General features: G+C 46.1%; 14 protein-coding genes. 8 read left to right on the plus strand and 6 right to left on the minus strand.

Annotated features, from left to right (window positions below):
* Positions 1-136 precede the first annotated feature (136 nt).
* From EXM22_RS00680 to EXM22_RS00695, 4 genes are all read left to right on the plus strand, one after another.
* Positions 137-574, plus strand: a complete 438-nt coding sequence (locus tag EXM22_RS00680; RefSeq protein WP_149484656.1) for a MarR family winged helix-turn-helix transcriptional regulator — start codon at positions 137-139, stop codon at positions 572-574.
* A complete protein-coding gene (locus EXM22_RS00685; RefSeq protein ID WP_149484657.1) occupies positions 558-2,297 on the plus strand; it encodes an ABC transporter ATP-binding protein in 1,740 nt (579 codons plus the stop codon). Before EXM22_RS00680 ends, EXM22_RS00685 begins: the two co-directional genes overlap by 17 nt.
* The gene (locus EXM22_RS00690) at positions 2,294-4,141 is read left to right on the plus strand and encodes an ABC transporter ATP-binding protein (protein WP_149484658.1); all 1,848 of its coding nucleotides are present in this window, start codon (positions 2,294-2,296) and stop codon (positions 4,139-4,141) included. The genes EXM22_RS00685 and EXM22_RS00690 overlap by 4 nt, the downstream gene beginning before the upstream one ends.
* A gap of 70 nt (positions 4,142-4,211) precedes the next feature.
* On the plus strand, positions 4,212-5,012 hold the full coding sequence (locus EXM22_RS00695; RefSeq protein WP_149484659.1) for an inositol monophosphatase family protein: 801 nt from the start codon (positions 4,212-4,214) through the stop codon (positions 5,010-5,012).
* Here the strand turns inward: EXM22_RS00695 and EXM22_RS00700 are convergent.
* The 5 genes from EXM22_RS00700 to EXM22_RS00720 all read right to left on the minus strand — a co-directional run bounded on the left by EXM22_RS00700 (position 5,009) and on the right by EXM22_RS00720 (position 10,028).
* Complete coding sequence (locus EXM22_RS00700; RefSeq protein WP_168203263.1) at positions 5,009-5,932, minus strand: ATP-binding cassette domain-containing protein; 924 nt, start codon at positions 5,930-5,932, stop codon at positions 5,009-5,011. The two genes, EXM22_RS00695 and EXM22_RS00700, sit on opposite strands and share 4 nt — an antisense overlap.
* A gap of 68 nt (positions 5,933-6,000) precedes the next feature.
* Positions 6,001-6,642, minus strand: coding sequence for an ECF transporter S component (locus tag EXM22_RS00705; protein WP_149484661.1), 642 nt, complete (start codon positions 6,640-6,642; stop codon positions 6,001-6,003).
* Between the two features lie 50 nt (positions 6,643-6,692).
* Positions 6,693-8,063 (minus strand): monomethylamine:corrinoid methyltransferase, encoded by a 1,371-nt coding sequence (locus tag EXM22_RS00710; protein WP_149484662.1) that lies wholly within the window; start codon positions 8,061-8,063, stop codon positions 6,693-6,695.
* A 359-nt stretch (positions 8,064-8,422) separates the two neighbouring features.
* On the minus strand, positions 8,423-9,172 hold the full coding sequence (locus EXM22_RS00715) for a class I SAM-dependent methyltransferase (protein ID WP_149484663.1): 750 nt from the start codon (positions 9,170-9,172) through the stop codon (positions 8,423-8,425).
* A gap of 262 nt (positions 9,173-9,434) precedes the next feature.
* Entirely contained in the window at positions 9,435-10,028 is a 594-nt protein-coding gene (locus EXM22_RS00720) for an NAD(P)H-dependent oxidoreductase (RefSeq protein ID WP_149484664.1), read from the minus strand.
* 143 nt (positions 10,029-10,171) lie between these two features.
* Between EXM22_RS00720 and EXM22_RS00725 the strand changes: the two genes are divergently transcribed.
* Together EXM22_RS00725 and EXM22_RS00730 are read left to right on the plus strand one after the other, a co-directional pair.
* The gene (locus EXM22_RS00725; RefSeq protein WP_149484665.1) at positions 10,172-10,609 is read left to right on the plus strand and encodes a MarR family winged helix-turn-helix transcriptional regulator; all 438 of its coding nucleotides are present in this window, start codon (positions 10,172-10,174) and stop codon (positions 10,607-10,609) included.
* Positions 10,610-10,627: 18 nt separating this feature from the next.
* Positions 10,628-11,671 (plus strand): zinc-dependent alcohol dehydrogenase family protein, encoded by a 1,044-nt coding sequence (locus EXM22_RS00730; RefSeq protein WP_149484666.1) that lies wholly within the window; start codon positions 10,628-10,630, stop codon positions 11,669-11,671.
* A gap of 2 nt (positions 11,672-11,673) precedes the next feature.
* Here the strand turns inward: EXM22_RS00730 and ygfK are convergent, their stop codons facing one another.
* Positions 11,674-14,808: a putative selenate reductase subunit YgfK gene (gene ygfK, locus EXM22_RS00735; RefSeq protein ID WP_149484667.1), complete on the minus strand. Its 3,135-nt coding sequence runs from the start codon at positions 14,806-14,808 to the stop codon at positions 11,674-11,676.
* Between the two features lie 198 nt (positions 14,809-15,006).
* On the opposite strand from ygfK, the gene EXM22_RS00740 reads away from it, so the two are divergent.
* Positions 15,007-16,497 (plus strand): ATP-binding cassette domain-containing protein, encoded by a 1,491-nt coding sequence (locus tag EXM22_RS00740; protein WP_149484668.1) that lies wholly within the window; start codon positions 15,007-15,009, stop codon positions 16,495-16,497.
* The gene (locus tag EXM22_RS00745; RefSeq protein ID WP_149484669.1) at positions 16,490-17,269 is read left to right on the plus strand and encodes an energy-coupling factor transporter transmembrane component T family protein; all 780 of its coding nucleotides are present in this window, start codon (positions 16,490-16,492) and stop codon (positions 17,267-17,269) included. Before EXM22_RS00740 ends, EXM22_RS00745 begins: the two co-directional genes overlap by 8 nt.
* Positions 17,270-17,310 lie beyond the last annotated feature (41 nt).

Below are 17,310 nucleotides of genomic sequence, written 5' to 3' on the forward strand. Positions count from 1 at the left end.
TCTATCAATCCCCTCATTTTTAAAGCCCGTATATTTTCTAAACAAAACAGTTTTTAATTTTTTCACTCCTTCTTGACATATTTTTGATTAATGGTTAGCTTGCTAAAGATTAGTAAGCTAATCTAGGGGGCCTTACATGGATAACACCGGATCAATATTTACCGATACTGCCCGACTTCATCACCGTTATCATCATAATATCTTCATGTCTTATGATCTTTATCGGGGACAAAACAGACTATTTGATAAGCTCAGTGAATCTGGGGAGGTCAGTCAGACAGAACTGGCCCGGAAAATGAATATAGCTCCAGCGACTCTGACTAGAATGGTGCAGAATATGGAAAAAAAAGGCTATATCACCCGGAAAAAAGACAAGCTCGATCAGAGAATCACTCTCATTTCATTAACGCCCAAGGGACAGAACACCCGGTCTTCCATCAACCAAAAGCTGGAAGATATAGACCAAAGAATTTTCAAGAACTTTACTGAAGATGAACGCAGAATCCTCAAAGATATGCTCTTGCGCATTCAGGATCATCTGCTAAAGGAACTTAAAGATGAAAACAATAATTAGCTATTTAAAAAAGTATTGGATTTTTGCCACTATCGCACCACTGCTCATGTTGCTCGAAGTTTTTATGGATCTCATGCTCCCTGCTATCATGGCAGATATTGTGGATATCGGGATTGTTAATCAGAACCTGAATATGGTTCTCAACCTGGGTCTCCGCATGATCCTGGTCACCATGGTGGCTTTTATCGGAGGAGGGGGATGTGCCATCACTTCCAGTTTTGCTTCAACGGGTCTGGGGGCTGATCTTCGCCATGATCTATATAAAAAGGTTCAAACCCTCTCCAGCAAGAATATGGATGAACTGGAAACGGGAAATCTGATCATTCGCCTGACCAATGATGTTTCGCAAATAGAAGAAGTTTCACTCATGATGCTGAGGGTCATGGTCAGGGCCCCTCTCCAGATCATAGGGAGTCTTGTCATGGCTATCATTATAAGCCGACAGCTCTCACTGCTTTTTGTTGTGTTTACTCCCCTGTTGGTCATCGTCATGGTGGTGTTGATTAAAAGAGCCTATCCTCTATTTTACCGGGTTCAATCCAAACTGGATGAACTCAATATCCGCCTTCAGGAAAATCTTGCGGGAAAGCGGCTGGTGAAAGCCTTTGTCAGAGAAGAGTATGAAGAGGACAAATTTAAGAAGGCCAATGAGGATCTGACCGATGTCAATGTGGGGGCGTCTCGCACTGTCTCCATTATGAACCCGGCCATGCAGATCCTCTTAAACGGGGCCATCATTGCAGCACTCTGGTTTGGGGCAGAATTGATTGATGTAGGAGTCCTGAAAATAGGGGCTCTTATTGCCTTTACCAATTACCTGAGGCAGTTGCTGTTCTCGCTTATGATGTTCAGCAATCTTTTAATGAGATTTTCAAGGGCTCAGGCTTCATCCGTAAGAATTCAGGAAGTATTAAACAGTGTCTCGGATATTCAGGAAGACAAAGACCCCATCCAGAATACTGAATTCAAGGGAAAGATTGAGTTTAAAGATGTCAGTTTTTCATACACTCATCAGGGAAATCCAGTCCTCAAAAATATAACATTTACGGTAGATTCTGGAGAAACTGTCGCTCTTATCGGAGCGACCGGTTCGGGTAAAACAAGTCTGGCCGAATTGATTCCGCGATTTTATGATCTGGATTCAGGAGAGATCTTGATAGATGGTAAGAATATAAGGCATATGGCTCTGGACAATCTGCGGAATCAGATCGCCTTTGTTTTTCAGAAGACCATACTTTTTTCAGGGACTGTCATGGATAATATTCTCTATCATTATGATAGTTCTGACAGACAGGATTTAGTACCGCTCATGAAAGACTCAGCCAAGGACGCCAATATTGACGGGTTTCTAGATCAGCTCCCTCATGGCTATGAGACGGATATCAATCAAAAGGGAGTGAACCTCTCAGGGGGGCAGAAACAGCGTATAGCCATAGCCCGGGCCCTTGCCAAAGAGGCACCCATCCTTGTTTTTGACGATGCAACAAGTGCCGTGGACACCGCAACGGAGAAGGGAATCCGGAACTCGTTGAGGGAGCGGGGCTCAGGAAAAACTGTCCTTATCATTGCTCAAAGGATCAGCAGTGTTATGGATGCCGATAAAATCATTGTTCTGGATGATGGTGAAATCTCAGGCATGGGGACCCATGAGGAACTTCTTGTTAAAAACTCCCTCTATCAGGAAATCTATTATTCACAAATTGACAAAGAGGCTGTTTCATGAAAAAAGAACCACAGGAAATAAATACACCCATATTGGTTCCAGGGCCCGGTGCCGGTGGTCCTGGAGCGCATTTTGCCAAACCAAAAGAAAAGGCCAAAGACAGCAGGGAAACCTTAAAAAAATTATGGGCTTATCTCAAAGCGGATACATTGGGAATACTTCTGGTGCTGTGTATCGTTCTCATAACGACAGCCTTGAATATTGCCGGACCCTATCTCATGAAGTATGCCATCGATCATTACATAACCACGGGGATTAATCTTTCCGGTCTTGCTAGGATACTTCTTGCCATGGTGGTTATATACTCCTTTGCCGCCTTATTCACCTTTGTGCAGCAGTGGATCATGATTGCGGTCTCCCAAAAAGCCATAAAAGCCCTAAGACGGGATATTTTTCACAAGTTTCAGACCTTGACCATACACTTTTTTGACACAAGATCCGCAGGTGAACTGATGAGCCGGGTCACAAACGATATTGATAATATCAGTAATACCGTGTCCAATAGCTTTTTAGAAATTGTTTCTGCTGTACTTACCATTGGGGCAGTAGCGGTGGTTATGCTTGCCATCAACTGGCAATTGGCCCTCATCTGTATCTGTGTGATTCCTCTGGTGATCATTCTGACTAAACGGGTCGGTCATCATACAAGAAAGGGCTTCCGGGACAAGCAAAAACATCTGGGTGATTTGAATGGGATCATTGAAGAGAGTATTTCGGGACAAAGAGTTGTTAAGGCCTTTACCAAAGAGAGTGAACTGCTAAGGGATTTCTCCAAGAAGAATGTGCTTTTGAAGAACGCTTCCAACAAAGCCAATATTTCATCGGGCCTGATGGGCCCACTCATGAATATGATGAACAATCTGAACTATGGAATCACCACCTTTGCCGGTAGTGTCCTCGCCATTCATGGATTAGTTTCTGTGGGTACCATTGCCGCTTTTTTGAACTATACAAAGCAATTTTCAAGACCCCTCAATCAGATAGCACAGCTTTATACCACCATTCAATCGGCCCTGGCTGGAGCCGAAAGAGTTTTCGCCATCCTGGAAGAGGAACCAGAGTTTGAAGACGATGAGAATTCTCTCTCCCTGAAGGACCTTAAGGGAGAAGTTGTTTTTCAAGACCTTCACTTTGGCTATTTGTCCGATGTACCCATCATTAAAGGAATCGAAATTCATGCTCAGCCGGGGCAGACCATTGCTCTTGTGGGACCAACCGGAGCGGGAAAGACCACCATGATCAATCTTCTAGCTCGTTTTTATGACTTCCATAAGGGAAGCATTACCATTGATGGATTGGATATTCGCAGCATCAAAAAGAGAGACCTCAGAAGCAAGCTGGGGATTGTTTTGCAGGAAACGTTTCTCTTTTCCGACACGGTCAAGGAAAATATCCGCTATGGCCGACTGGATGCTACAGATGAGGAGATCATCACAGCGTCCAAACTGGCGAATGCCCATCAGTTTATTCATCGTATGCCCCAGGGGTACGATACCCTGGTATCCGAAGACGGGGCTAATTTAAGTCAGGGACAGAAGCAGCTCATTGCCATTGCCCGGGCAATACTCTCAGAGCCTTCAATCCTTGTTTTGGATGAAGCCACATCCAGTGTAGACACCCGCACAGAGATTCAGATCCAAAAGGGCATGCTCAGGCTGATGGAAGGCAGAACCAGTTTTGTCATAGCCCACCGTTTGAGTACCATTAAAAATGCCGATCAAATTCTGGTCATGGATGGAGGTCGGATTGTTGAAAGGGGCAGCCACAAGGAGTTAATGAGTGCCCAGGGATTCTATTACAAGCTCTATCATAGTCAGTTTGGTTCTCAGGCTATGACCGGATAGTGATAAATTACTCCTGCATGAAGGACCGAACACTTTTGATGAATTTCCAATTCTGATAAACTGCAATATAATGATTAATTTGAACGATGCTCAGGCTTTCCTGAGAGACATTATTAAAGAAGCCGGTGCACTGACTCTTCAGTACCGTGAGAATATCAAGACTCTCCGGGTAGAACAGAAAGGAACAGACAAAGATCTGGTCACAGAGGCCGATCAGGCCGTGGAATCCATGTTGAGACAGCGGATTTTGGAGCGCTACCCCGATCATGCGATCCTGGGAGAGGAGGAAGGTGAGTCGGGTGCACATGCCTGCCGCTGGATCATCGACCCCATAGACGGGACGATTTCCTATCTTCACGGGCAGTATCAATACTCCGTATCCATAGCTCTGGAAGTCAATGGTCACTTAGAACTGGCTGCTGTGTTGGCACCCGCCCTGGATGATCTGTATACAGCCAGGAGAGGGCAGGGCGCCTTTCTCAATGGCGTACAAATGAGGGTATCAAACACAACAGTTCTGGGTGATGGGGTTCTCTCTACGGGTTTTGCCTGTATTCGTGCGGGCTTGAGTGAAACAAATCTGCCCCTCTTTTGCAGTATGATGCCCCGAATCAGAGATATCCGCAGAGGAGGTTCGGCCGCCTTAGACCTCTGTATGGTCGCGTCAGGTCAGTTGGACGGCTATTGGGAAAAGCATATCAATTTGTACGATATTGCCGCCGGGATGCTGATTCTGAAAGAAGCGGGAGGCCGGGTTTCCGATTACAGAGGAGGAGATGACTTTCTTCCCCAAGAGATCCTTGGCACAAATGGTCTGATTCATAGAGAATGCATGGATGTGATCAAATCCTTTATCAAAACGGAGACCTAGAGCCCTAGAAGAGCCCTCCAGCACTGATGTTCCATGACAATCAAAAATATCAAAATAAACCCTGTGAGAAGAGGCAGGAATAGATCTGTTTTTTTGAAATAGACATCCTTTAAATAGGTCCGTTTCTCCTTATATCCAAAGGCTCTGCATTCCAGGGCATCGGCTGTGACCTCGGCTTTTCTGATGCCGTTTACCAGGATCGTGAAGACATAGCGCTGCCAGAGTTTAAAGCGATGGGCCAGACCGGACCCCGTGGTTCGTCCCCTTATGGAGTGGGCTGCCTTGACGGCTTCAGCAATGAAATCATCCAGTTCCCGTGTGACCAGGAGAATGGTTATCCCTTCATTTCGCAATTTCAGAATCAATTCATGAACTTGCCGGGTCGCCGCAGGGTCCAGGTTAGCCGTGGGTTCATCCAGGATGATCAATCTTGGTTTCATGGCCAGAACTGCAGCCAGTCCTAATTTCTGAATCTGACCTCCCGATAGATTCCATACGAGGTTGTGTCTGTACTCTTTGATGCCTGCCATGTCCAGAAGTTCTTCCACACTCTGGTGAATCTCTTCCTTTTCAAATAACAGGTTTTCAGGACCGAAGGCAATTTCATCTTCTACGGAAAGGGTGGCAAACATGGATTCCGGATTCTGGAATACATAACCAACTTTACAGGCCAGATCTTTCATTTGAGTATCAGCTGTGGCCTTTCCCTCAATCAGAACTGTTCCTTCCAGTATTCCTCCCATCAGCTGGGGAGTCCTTCCATTGAAAAGATCGCAGAGAGTCGATTTACCGCTTCCGCCGGGGCCAACCAGAATATTAAAACTGCCCTGTTCCAGATTGAAGCTTATATCCTTTAGAACGGGTTCACTCTGTTCATCGTATCGATAGAAAACATTTTTGAATTCGACAGAATTGGGCATGCTGTTTCTCTCCTGAGAAAAATTACAGGGCTGAATTATATAAAATATTTCCGCCCTGCTTGGTGATCTTATTTTTTCCGGGATGATCGGATCAAACCGGTTTTGGCCAGACGGGATGCCAGTGCATAGCCAAGGACACCGCTGAAAATGGCTCCTGAGATCGTATTCACGGGAACAGACATCCAGACATCTCTTGAATACGCGGGGTCCCATCCGAAGAATACGGAACTCCAAAGAGTCCCAAACTGTGATGCCGCTGCTCCGGCCATGATGTCGGTGATGAGGCCAAACCTTGAGTAACTGACACAGATTAAAACCGCTTCGATGGCGAGTCCCTGAGAGATCCCCCAGCCTAGAGTTCCGATTCCTGCCGCATTTCCAAGAAGAACTTCTGTTGACGCTTCAATCAATCCGAACATCAAGGCTATTCCGGGTTTCCGGACAATGAAGACTGCCAGAATATAGGCCCACATGAACATTCCCTGAATCAGTGCACCACCCAGTGGTCCCAGGGATGTGTTTGCCAGGTACCAGATATTCCCGACACCTGTGTTGATCACACCGGCAATGGCGGCCAAAACGGCAACGATTACCAGATTTTGTGTGGAATAGCCGCCTTTTTCCTTGTCGACCTTATTCTTGTCTGTAAAACGGGCAATGAGACCCAGCAGGACAACAATAAGCACATTAAAGATAGTGTAAAATGTCATAATTCCTTCTCCTTGAACAATATAATCCGGTATGAAATACCAGTGGATACCTAGAGCTTGATTCCCATATCTATTAGATCCTTCTTCACCATTTCATAGAGAGACAGCCATTCCGGCCTTGGCTGGACTGTGAGTAGGTCATAGGCCTCTTCGATGGATTTTCCGGGATTGCCTCCCTCTGTTTCAAAAATATGTTCATATTTATGAAGCAGTAACTGAATGATGCGGTTTCCTTCCAGAAGAGACATATTCTGTCTGGTGACTGCATGGGCCACTTCAGCCATGAGACGGACTTCAAGACCGGTTCCATGAGGCTTGCTGCCATCGGCAGAACCCACTCCTTCAAGATGTCCTCCGCTCAGGGATATGGCAATTGTATTGGCGGTAACTTCATAGAGCAGTTCCTTGGTGAGAGCCCCGCTCTTTGGATAGATATCGCAGACAATAACCGCAGGAGCATTCCTGGCAAAAGCCTGACACACTATGCTCTGAAGCCACATACAGCCGCGGGCTGAGGTGGCAACATAACGGATATGGATAGGATGGCAAAGATGGTAATCGGCCAGGCAGACGATATTGGCTGCCAGAAAGGAGGCTACCTGTACAACAGCTGCCCCTGGAGCATCTCCTGCCAGTCCTCCCACCATCACCGTTGCCAGGGAGGCATTAGCCATTCCGTAGAAAAGAGAGTTAGCCGCTCTAAGCATATTTCCCTGATCGATCATCAATTCGTTAAACATGGCTACCAGGTGAGAGTCACAGGGACGTAGCAGGTCGGGATGGGTCGCTGCCAAATCTCCAATTTCGGTCACGCTGCTCTCGGCGGCGAGCATTCCAAGACCGGGGCGTCCGACCTCTTCCCTGACCTGTCTCAGGTAGGATAATTCACGTCTGGAGGCTATGAGTTCACTCAGTTCACCTGAGACGACGTTCACGCCATCCACATCTACCAGGGAGCCACAGGTGATAAGATCAACGAGTGGTTCCTGAGCCCAGCTTTTAACAGAGGCTTTGAATATCCTTTCTGGTGTGGGAACCCCCGGGTTCCCGGCCCATATGGTGGGAGGGGTGGTATCCAGGATTTTCCGGGGTAGGAGAATGCAGGCATCTTTTCCTTCGCCCATACTCAGAGGTCTATCCATCTTATGAATACCTTCAAGAATTTCCTGTTCCGAGAGTTCTATGATGCGGCCTTTGTTCAGGGCATAGACCCCTATGTCCAGGATGAGTTCCTTTCCGGCAGCAAAGACTCTGTCCGCCAGATCTGGATGATCGGGAGTTATGACTTGATCGTCCCAGGCAAGTTCGTATTTTTCTACCAGAGCTTGAACTTTTTCGATGATTCTAAAGTCCCAGTCTTCTTTGGAAAGTGTCTGACCCGTTCGGGCGCGTTCAGAAATGTCTAGGTAATTGTGTATCATTGTGATTCCCCTTATGGATAAAAAGGTTCACTCAAAAACAAATGTGATAAATATTTGATGGACTGTGGCTGAGAGTAAAAGACCTGTAAATCCCGCACAGAAACTCAAAACATTATCTTCGTGTTTTTAAGTTTATTGCGCGACCCCGATACCATTTGGTATGTACAGGCTTCCCGTCCTCAATGTCTGCGCTCGGAATTTTCAATTCAGTATTATAGGGCCAGAGGATGTCTGACCTTTCAAGTATAATAACCAAAAAAAATAAAAAAACACAATAATCCTGATTGGATTCTTAGGAAATGAGGCGTTGAAAGGTACTTTTGAATTAAATACCTACGAAAATGTAGGATTATGAAGGGTTAGATTTTTCTGGCAATGTAGAAAACATATCCGTAATAATCTTTATATTTCTTAAAAAGATCTATCTCATGCTGCTCCTCTTTGACCAGATCTTCGGCATTTTTATCTTCTTGATGCCGCTTGAGAAAATCCGGAATACGGGAGAGCATGGGGGTGTAATAATTATCAAGCCAGCTGTTTTCTGATATTGTAAAATTGCCCACCAGTTCATAGCCACAGTTTTTGAGCTGATCTTTCTTAACTTCCAGGGAGTGCATTTCAGAATAAGTACCAGACCAGAATTGTTCCAATTCGGGTGGTCTATCCTCTTTTAACCATGTGATCTCGGATACGGCAATGTATCCCCCGGGTTTTAGGAATTTTCTCCATGCCAGAAGTCCCTTTTGGAATCCCATGTTGTAAATGGCGCCTTCCGACCAGATGAGGTCCAGCGATTCTTCCTCAAAAGGCAGATCATCCATGGAACACTGAAGTGTATTGATTCTCTCTTTATACCCTTCTTCTTCAGCATATTCCTTTACTTTCTCCAGGAATTCCGGAAAAAGATCGACCGCAATGATTTTTCCCCTGGTCAATCGGGCCAGCTCCAGAGTCTGTGCTCCGCTTCCGCATCCTATGTCTGCTATTTTCAAATCCTCTGATAGGTTCAGATTCGTCAGTTTCAGGGCTTTTCCTGTTTCTTCAGAACTTCCGGGCCCGAGGCGCAGGGCTCCCTTGTGAAGGTCAATTATCAGTTCTAAATCATCCATGTTCGTTTCAGACTCCTCAGCTTATTGAATTCTGATCATTTTTGCTCGCAAGTCAGATGGCGTACATAGCAGAATCAGTTCTAATTCTTCCTATCCTCAAAGGGTAGTTTATGGTGTTTCCTTCTTAAAAAATACTCATTTTACTGGAGAATGGAAAGAATTATATGTTTTTACAATATTAGGATATTCTGGGAAACCGAGGCATTCTATGCTTGAAATTTTTATTTCAAGGCCTGTCATATCTGGGACGGGAGGCCTGAAGTTATACTGGTTTTAGTTTCTGCATGTAATCTTTTATTTTTTCCAATTTCTTCTCCTGTTTTCCCCTAGGACTTTCCATGGAACCAAATTCAAAAAACTTCACTTTTTTAATACCCACAAAATTAAAAATTGCCTTTTTCATCAAAACCTTATGGGCATTCCTCAATACCAGGGCAGGATAGCCCTTTGGTCCTTTCATTGTGGAAACGCAGATTACCCGCTTTCCCTTTAAGAGACCTTCGGGTAGGATTTTTCCTTCCGTCTGTTTATAAGCGAAACCCGATGACAGGACCTTATCAAAAAAACCCATCAACATGGCGGGAGGACGACCCCACCATAAGGGATAGATCAGTAGGATGGTATCAGCTCTTTGAATCATTTTTCTATAGGATTCAAGTTCTGGGTCTTTAGACATACTTCGTCTTCTTTTTTCATCGTTGAAGACAAGAGCCGGGTTGAAATTCTCTTTGTAGAGATCCAAAACTTCAACACTGTCTGAGCCCATATTAGAGGACAATCCCTCCATTGCCGAATTCAAAAAGCTTCTGTTCAGACTTTCTGGAGCAGGGTGGGTAAAGATGATGAGTGTCTTCATTTGTCTTCCTTGTTAGTTATCATATGATAAATATATGAAAGGGTATTATAGTTGTCAATAGATAAGTATTTAAAGATAATAATTGTATAAACTTGCATTTGAATATTGTATTTGGGAAGGTTGGAGGGTAATCTGGTTCCATTATGACCGAAGATGATGTATTTCGAAGGGTTGTCGCCTTTATATCCAATATCCACTCCATTGAGTCCGATCTGGCACAGCTGATCCAGGACCAGGAACTCACCCCTTTGCAGCAGAATATACTGAGAATCCTCTACTTTTCGGGTCCTAAGAACCTGAGTTCTCTCAGTCAGTGTATGAATATGAACCTTCCAAACAGCAGCCGTGAGGTTAAGCGCCTGAGTGAAGCCGATCTGATTTTAAAAGGGTCTTCACCCTTTGATAAGCGTGTTACCCAGTTGACTCTCACTGATTCTGGTAAAAGAAAGGTCGAAGAAGGGCTGAAATTGATGAAAGAGAGCCTTTTTTCATCCTCGGGGGAATGGACTCCCCATCGAATAGAACGTGTCCTCACCAGTTTGACCATACTGGAAAATGAACTTTTTCCTTCTCATCATTAATTCAAGGAGTCACCCTATATGAAAGCCGCCTATTACGAACAATTTCAGCAGCCTCTGAGTCTCAAAGACTTACCTCAGCCTTCACCGGCAGACCATGGCGTTGTTGTAAAAGTGGAAGCATCCGGTCTGTGCAGGAGTGACTGGCATGGATGGATGGGGCATGATCCCGATATTCATCTGCCTCATGTTCCGGGTCATGAGCTTGCCGGTACAATTGCAGAACTGGGAAAGGATGTCCGCCATTGGAAGCTTGGAGACCGGGTGACGGTCCCCTTTGTCTGTGCTTGCGGACACTGTCCGGAGTGTGCTAGCGGGAACCAGCAGATATGTGATAAGCAAACTCAGCCGGGGTTTACTCATTGGGGTTCTTTTGCGGAGTATGTGGCTTTAGATTATGCCGATATCAACCTTGTGGCCCTGCCTGAGTCCATGGATTATGTGACTGCCGCCAGCCTGGGATGCCGTTTTGTCACCTCCTTCCGGGCTGTGGTTGATCAGGGCCGTCTCCGTCCGGGAGAATGGGTGGCTGTTCACGGATGCGGAGGAGTGGGCCTTTCGGCCATCATGATTGCCAAGGCTCTGGGCGCCAGGGTCATCGCCATCGATATAGCTGAGGATAAACTGGGTGCGGCTGGGAGTTTAGGGGCGGAACATCTGATCAATGGGCTGTCCTGTCCCTCCGTGATAGAGGCTGTTCGAGAGGCCAGTGGTGGGGGAGTACATCTTTCCCTGGATGCTCTGGGCAGCCGAGAAACCTGCTTCAATTCCATATCGGGACTCAGGAAACGGGGCCGCCATATTCAAATAGGGCTGATGCTGGCAGAACATAGCCGTCCGGAACTGCCCATGGATATTGTCATCTCCAGAGAACTGGAAATCCTGGGCAGCCATGGCATGCAGGCTCATAGATATCCTGAGATGCTGGGCATGATTGCCTCCGGTTTACTGTCTCCCCAGCAGCTGGTAGGGGCCAGAATCACTCTGACAGAGTCATTGACGGCTCTGTCAGATATGAACAGTTTCAGAGGGACCGGAGTGACCGTAATAGACCGGTTTTATTAGCCCTATACCATGGGCTCCACTGTACCGAATAAGTGGGGTCTTTGTGATAGTAGAGTCTCAAAGAGCTTGTAAAACCGTTCTTTATCCGGATCACTCGTGGAATCATCCACAATACAGCCTTTCTTCAGAGGCTTCAGGCTTACAGAGCCTTTGAATCTGATTTTGACCAATTCTCCCTGGATCAACCAACCAGGATTCTCACTGTTTTCAAAATCTTCAGCCTCACTGAAGATGGTGGGTTTATCAATATAGGGCCGTCCCTCCCAGGGACAGAAATGACCGCAATCTCCGCATTCGTTACAGTAGGCGTCAATGTGAATGATTTGGTAGGGATCATTGAACAGTGACAGATCTCCCACAGGAAGAGCGATGTTGGCTCTATTGGGACAAACATCAACACATTTGTTGCATACATAATTGCATTCGAGACAACGGGTCAGCTCCGTTTCTCCGAATTGGATTATATCGCTGTAGGTTCTGGCATTGGGTTTCTGAAAAATATACCCTTTCTTATCCTGAATCTCCTCTTCTCTTTTCCGGGAATCAACTAAGGGAAGTCTCTCCTGTCTTGACCATTGGGGATCATCTTTTCGAGTGATGGCATCAGCGGTTCTTCTTCCTTCTGCAATGCATCTAACGATGGTGGAAGCCCCGGTCCGGCTGTCTCCGCTGAGGTACACATTCTCAATATTCGTCTCACCATTTTCTCCGGTGATGACCAATCCCCACTGGTTGGTTTTCAATCCAATTTCTTTCATCAGCATTTCATCCGGATCATCGCCTATGGCATAGATCACGGTATCTACATTCATCATTTCTACTTCATCTGTGGCAACGGGACGCCTTCGGCCGGAATCATCTTTCTCTCCCAGTTCCATGACTCTGAGAGTCAAGTTGCCCCGGGAGTCAAAACCTTCGGGACTCCTTAACCAGTGAAAGGGAATGCCTTCGTCCCGGGCATCTTCGTACTCTTCACGGCTTGCAGGCATTTGCGAAAAGGCCCGCCTGTACACAACGGTTACTTTTTCGGTTCCGACACACCTCTTGGCCGAACGGGCACAATCCATGGCGGTATCACCGGCTCCTATAACAACAACATTCTTCCCCAGTCTCATTCCTTGGGGATTCTGGTTGAATTCTGTGAGAAATTTTAGGGAGGGGAGGATGTTTGTATTATCCCCTTCGATGGGCAGTTGCCTTGTCTGGTAGGTTCCCAATCCCAGGGTAATATAGGTATAACCCTCAGCCTTCAGGGAGTTTATATTTATCTTTTCATCACAGTTAAAAACGAAGGAGACTCCCTGCCTTCGGATGTGATCTACATCGCTTTCGATCGCTTCTCTGGTAATCCTGAAATGAGGCACCACGTATCGAATGACTCCTCCCGCATCGGCTTCTCTTTCAAAAACGGTAACGTCAAAACCCTCGCGGGCCAGAAAATACGCGGTGGATAGTCCTGCTGGACCAGCCCCTATTACGGCACATTTGGAAGATCGGGTGACCTTGGGTTTTTCCCAGGTCTTGAGAAAGCCTTCCATGCCCTGCTCCACGGCAATTTTCTTTATCTCTCTGATATTGAGGCATCCTTCATAATCCAGACGGGTACAGTGAAGCTGGCATTGGTTGTCACAGATGTTTCCTGTCATGGAGGGGAGAGCATTTCGTTCATAGATGACCTCCAGAGCCTCGGCATAGCGCTGCTGTCCAATGAGCCTTATGTATTCAGGGATATGCTGATGAATGGCACAGGCCGTGATACAGGGGGCCACATAGCAGTCATAAAGGGGGAGGGGACCGGCTGTTCGGACTTCATCATTCCCTCTGAAATCTTTATGAAAGGTGGAATCATCTAAAGAGCTGGCAGCTAACTTTTTGAGAACATCCACTTTGATGGATTTTATATCCCACTCTTCTATCTCCTCCAGGGCTTCTGCCATTTGAGTCTGTCTGACATAGCCTCCCGGTTTCAGTAAATCCGTACACAAGGTGATGGGACGAATTCCTGTTTGAAAAACCTCCCGGACATTATGGATGGAAATCCCTCCGGAGTAGGAGATGGGAAGATCTCCTTCAAAGTATTCTGAAAGCTTTGATGCCAGGTTGAGAGAGAGGGGGTAGAGGGCTCGACCGGACATATACATTTCATCTCCGGGCAGTTCCTCCCTATTGTTCAATGAGGCCAGTGTATTTGTCAGTTTGACACCGAAAAGACGGCCTTCCTTCTTGGCTGTTTCGCGTAATCTTTTGAGTATGGCCAGAGCATCTTCATATTGCAGGTCATGTTCAAACCCCTCAGAATTGAGAGAGACATAATCGTATCCCAGGACATCGAGAATTTCCCTCACTCTGGCATAGCCAAGCAAGGTGGGGTTGAGTTTTACAAAAGTATCCAGTCCTTTCTCTGCGATCATGTAATGACAAATGGCCTCAATTTCCTGAGGCGGACATCCATGCATGGTAGAGAGGGTGACACTGGAGCATATCTTTCCCGGTATCCGGTCTTTTATCGTTATGATCTTGTCGATTTTGCCTTCAAGACCGGTTCCTTCCAGAAGGGGGGGGACAATCTTTTCTATCTCTTCTAACCATCCTTGAAACTGCTCTTCTTTGGAAGAATCCATCATCCGGTTCAGGTAGGTCTGCATCTTTTCGGTCTTTATACCTTTTAGGTCATATCCGACACTCATGTTGAAAGAAAAAGAACGGGTCGTTTCACTTGGATTAAAGCCCCATAATTCTTCCACAATATGCAGGAGTATCCAGCTTTTGGCGTACTCTTCCCAGGCTTTCTGGAGGCTCAGTTCGGTGGACCATTCTGTGTTGAAACCTTCATCATAAGCGTCAATGCAGGGCTTCTCAATTTCAAGGGCATCCAGGACCTGAACTGTTTTCAGTTCGATAAATCGGCTGCCTGTCAAATAGGAGGAGACGATATTCTGTGACAGCTGGGTTTGAGGACCTGCGGCCGGGCCGAGAACGGTGGCACAGCTATCCCCGAAAATATCAAGGCTGCGCTTATCAGCTTTTCGATACCATCGATCCTCTGGCAGATCGAACAAACTTTTTTGCGTTTTGTATTCTTCGAACATTCTCACCAGCAGCTCCCCAAAGGGAACCAGTCTCATTTTATCACCCATATTCTTCTCCTTGAAAAATCCTAACTCGTTTTAGAATATATCCATATAGGCAAGTTCACAAGCTTTTCCTATATGATCCCGTCAAATTCAAAACCTCGAGTTTGGCCGCTCAAGGTCTTTTGATTTGTATTCCTGATTTGTTCCCGCATTCGAATCCGGTACTTGTAAAGAAGCTTAGGGCCTGACTATACTGGCCTCATGATCAACGCCGAAAAGCAGCCCCTCTTGAGTATCCGGGACTATCATTTTGAGTTTCCTTCTTACCCGGGTCTGCAAAACCAGGCTCTTTTCAAGGGATTGAATTTTACTCTGAACAGGGGTGAGTTTTGGGTTGTCTTGGGAGCTCCTGAGAGTGGCAAAACCACACTGGGACGATGTTTGACCGGGGTTTATCCAGGATTGACTCAGGCTGAAACATCGGGAGATATATTCATAGACGGTGAACCCGTGAGTACGCGGTCGGCTTGTGATTGGATAGAAAAAACGGGAATCGTATTCCAAAATCCTGATGAGCAGATTGTCAGCACTCGATGCGATGATGAAGCGTCATTGGCCCTTGAGTCCCTTGCTTTTGAAGCTCATGAGATACAAAAGAGGCTCAGCGCTTCATTTGGACGCTTTTCCATTCTGGGGAAGGAGAGGAGGAATCCCGTTTCGCTCTCGGGAGGAGAGAAAAAACGGCTCCTCATTGCTTCCTTGGAGATGCAGAATCCGGACCTCTGGATACTGGATGAATCTATGGATGAACTGGACCATGACGGACAAGAATTTCTCATGAACTACCTAGGGGAAAAAGCCCATAATGAGAACAAAGGCATTCTGTTGTTTGCTTCCAAATATAAGGATCTCTTTCAAGACTCAGAAGTAAAACTGGCTTTATTATCCGCAGGTCAGATGAACATTCAGGAGAATGACCCCCATCATTTTGAGGCACTCCTCGAAGCAGATGGTCTGAGTTTGACCGAGAACCAAGGGTATAAGGCTTCCTATTCTCCTCCCGCTGATCAAACATGTTTATTTGAAATGCATAATGTAAAATATAAATACCATGGTAATACCGATTTTTCCCTGGATATTGAGCATTTTGAATTGAAACAGGGGGAAGTCCTGGCACTTGAAGGACCCAACGGATGCGGGAAAACGACTCTGGCTAGGATCGTCAGTGGATTGATAGATCCTGATAAAGGAGACCTTACCCTATTTGGAGCTTCCGTCGGGAGAGCTCAGCTGAACAAAAGCTGCGGCTATTTATTTCAAAATCCTGACTACCAGCTCTTTTTACCGACTGTGGCCGAAGAATTGGCTCTGGGACTTAAATTCTCAGGTCTTGATAAAAAACTTAGGAATTCCAGGATCAGCCAGGCCATTGACTTATTCAGACTGCCCAGTTCCGATGCTCCTCCAGCTTTGATGAGTTTTGGAGCCAGAAAACGCCTGCAGGGGGCCATCTACTATCTCCTGGACAAGCATATTTATATTCTGGATGAGGCTGACTCTGGGCTGAATTTTAGGGATTTTATCAGCATTGTCAGTGAATTGAGGACTAAGGCCGCGGCCCTCATCGTGATTAGTCATGACAGCAATATTCAAAGCCTCGGTGCGGATAGGGTCTTGAGAATGGACCAGGGACGCATCTTTGAACAAGAGAGCGGAATGAGCTCTAAAAGAGGGGACAACCCCCATGATTGATACCCTGTATAGGGAAGAGAGAAGTCTCCTTCACGGCTATGATTGCCGCTTGAAACTGATAGTGCTTCCTCTCCTGGTTGTGTTCTATTTTCTGCCTCAATCCCTGCTCATCAATGGTGGACTCACACTTTTACTATTGATTCTTACCTTGTTTATTCTGGGGGTAAAAGACCTGTATGCTCCTCTGAAAATGATATATCCTCTGCTGATTCTTATTTTCATTCTGACTCCTCTGTTTCATAAAACCGGAGCTGTGTATATAAGCACTGGGAGTATGATTTTTGTGACGAGTCACGGAATCATGGAAGCCCTCCACTATGTATTCCGTCTGACGGGCATCAGTTTCCTTTTCTTTCTCTTTTTCCGGACGACAGCCATGGAAGATATTCTGTTGGGCCTCAGCTGGTTCCGCCTCCCCTATGTGGTGACCCTTGTGATCTCCATCTCCCTGCGTTATATTCCTCATCTAGCGGGTTTGTATGAGCAGATTAAGGCCGCTCATGGTCTTCGCTGCGGGGTGAATGATATCTCTGTTACAAAAAAAAGGTGGACCAAAGTCAGAGGGTTGTTTCCTATTTTGGTGTCTCTCATGATTCAGAGCGTAAAGACCATACCCTTGTTGACTATGGCCCTGGAATTGAAGGGTATCGGCCGAGACAATCGGCGGACCCGCCTCAGGGGGCTCCCTCAGGTTCATTCTGTGAAGCAGCAGCTTGTTGTTTCCCTTCTCATACTAACAGTGCTGGCTGGTCTTTTAATCCGATTCCGATAATTCCTTCTTGTGATGTAAAAAAAATACCTTAAAGCCTAAGC

Source organism: Oceanispirochaeta crateris, from assembly GCF_008329965.1.
Lineage (GTDB): Bacteria > Spirochaetota > Spirochaetia > DSM-2461 > DSM-2461 > Oceanispirochaeta > Oceanispirochaeta crateris.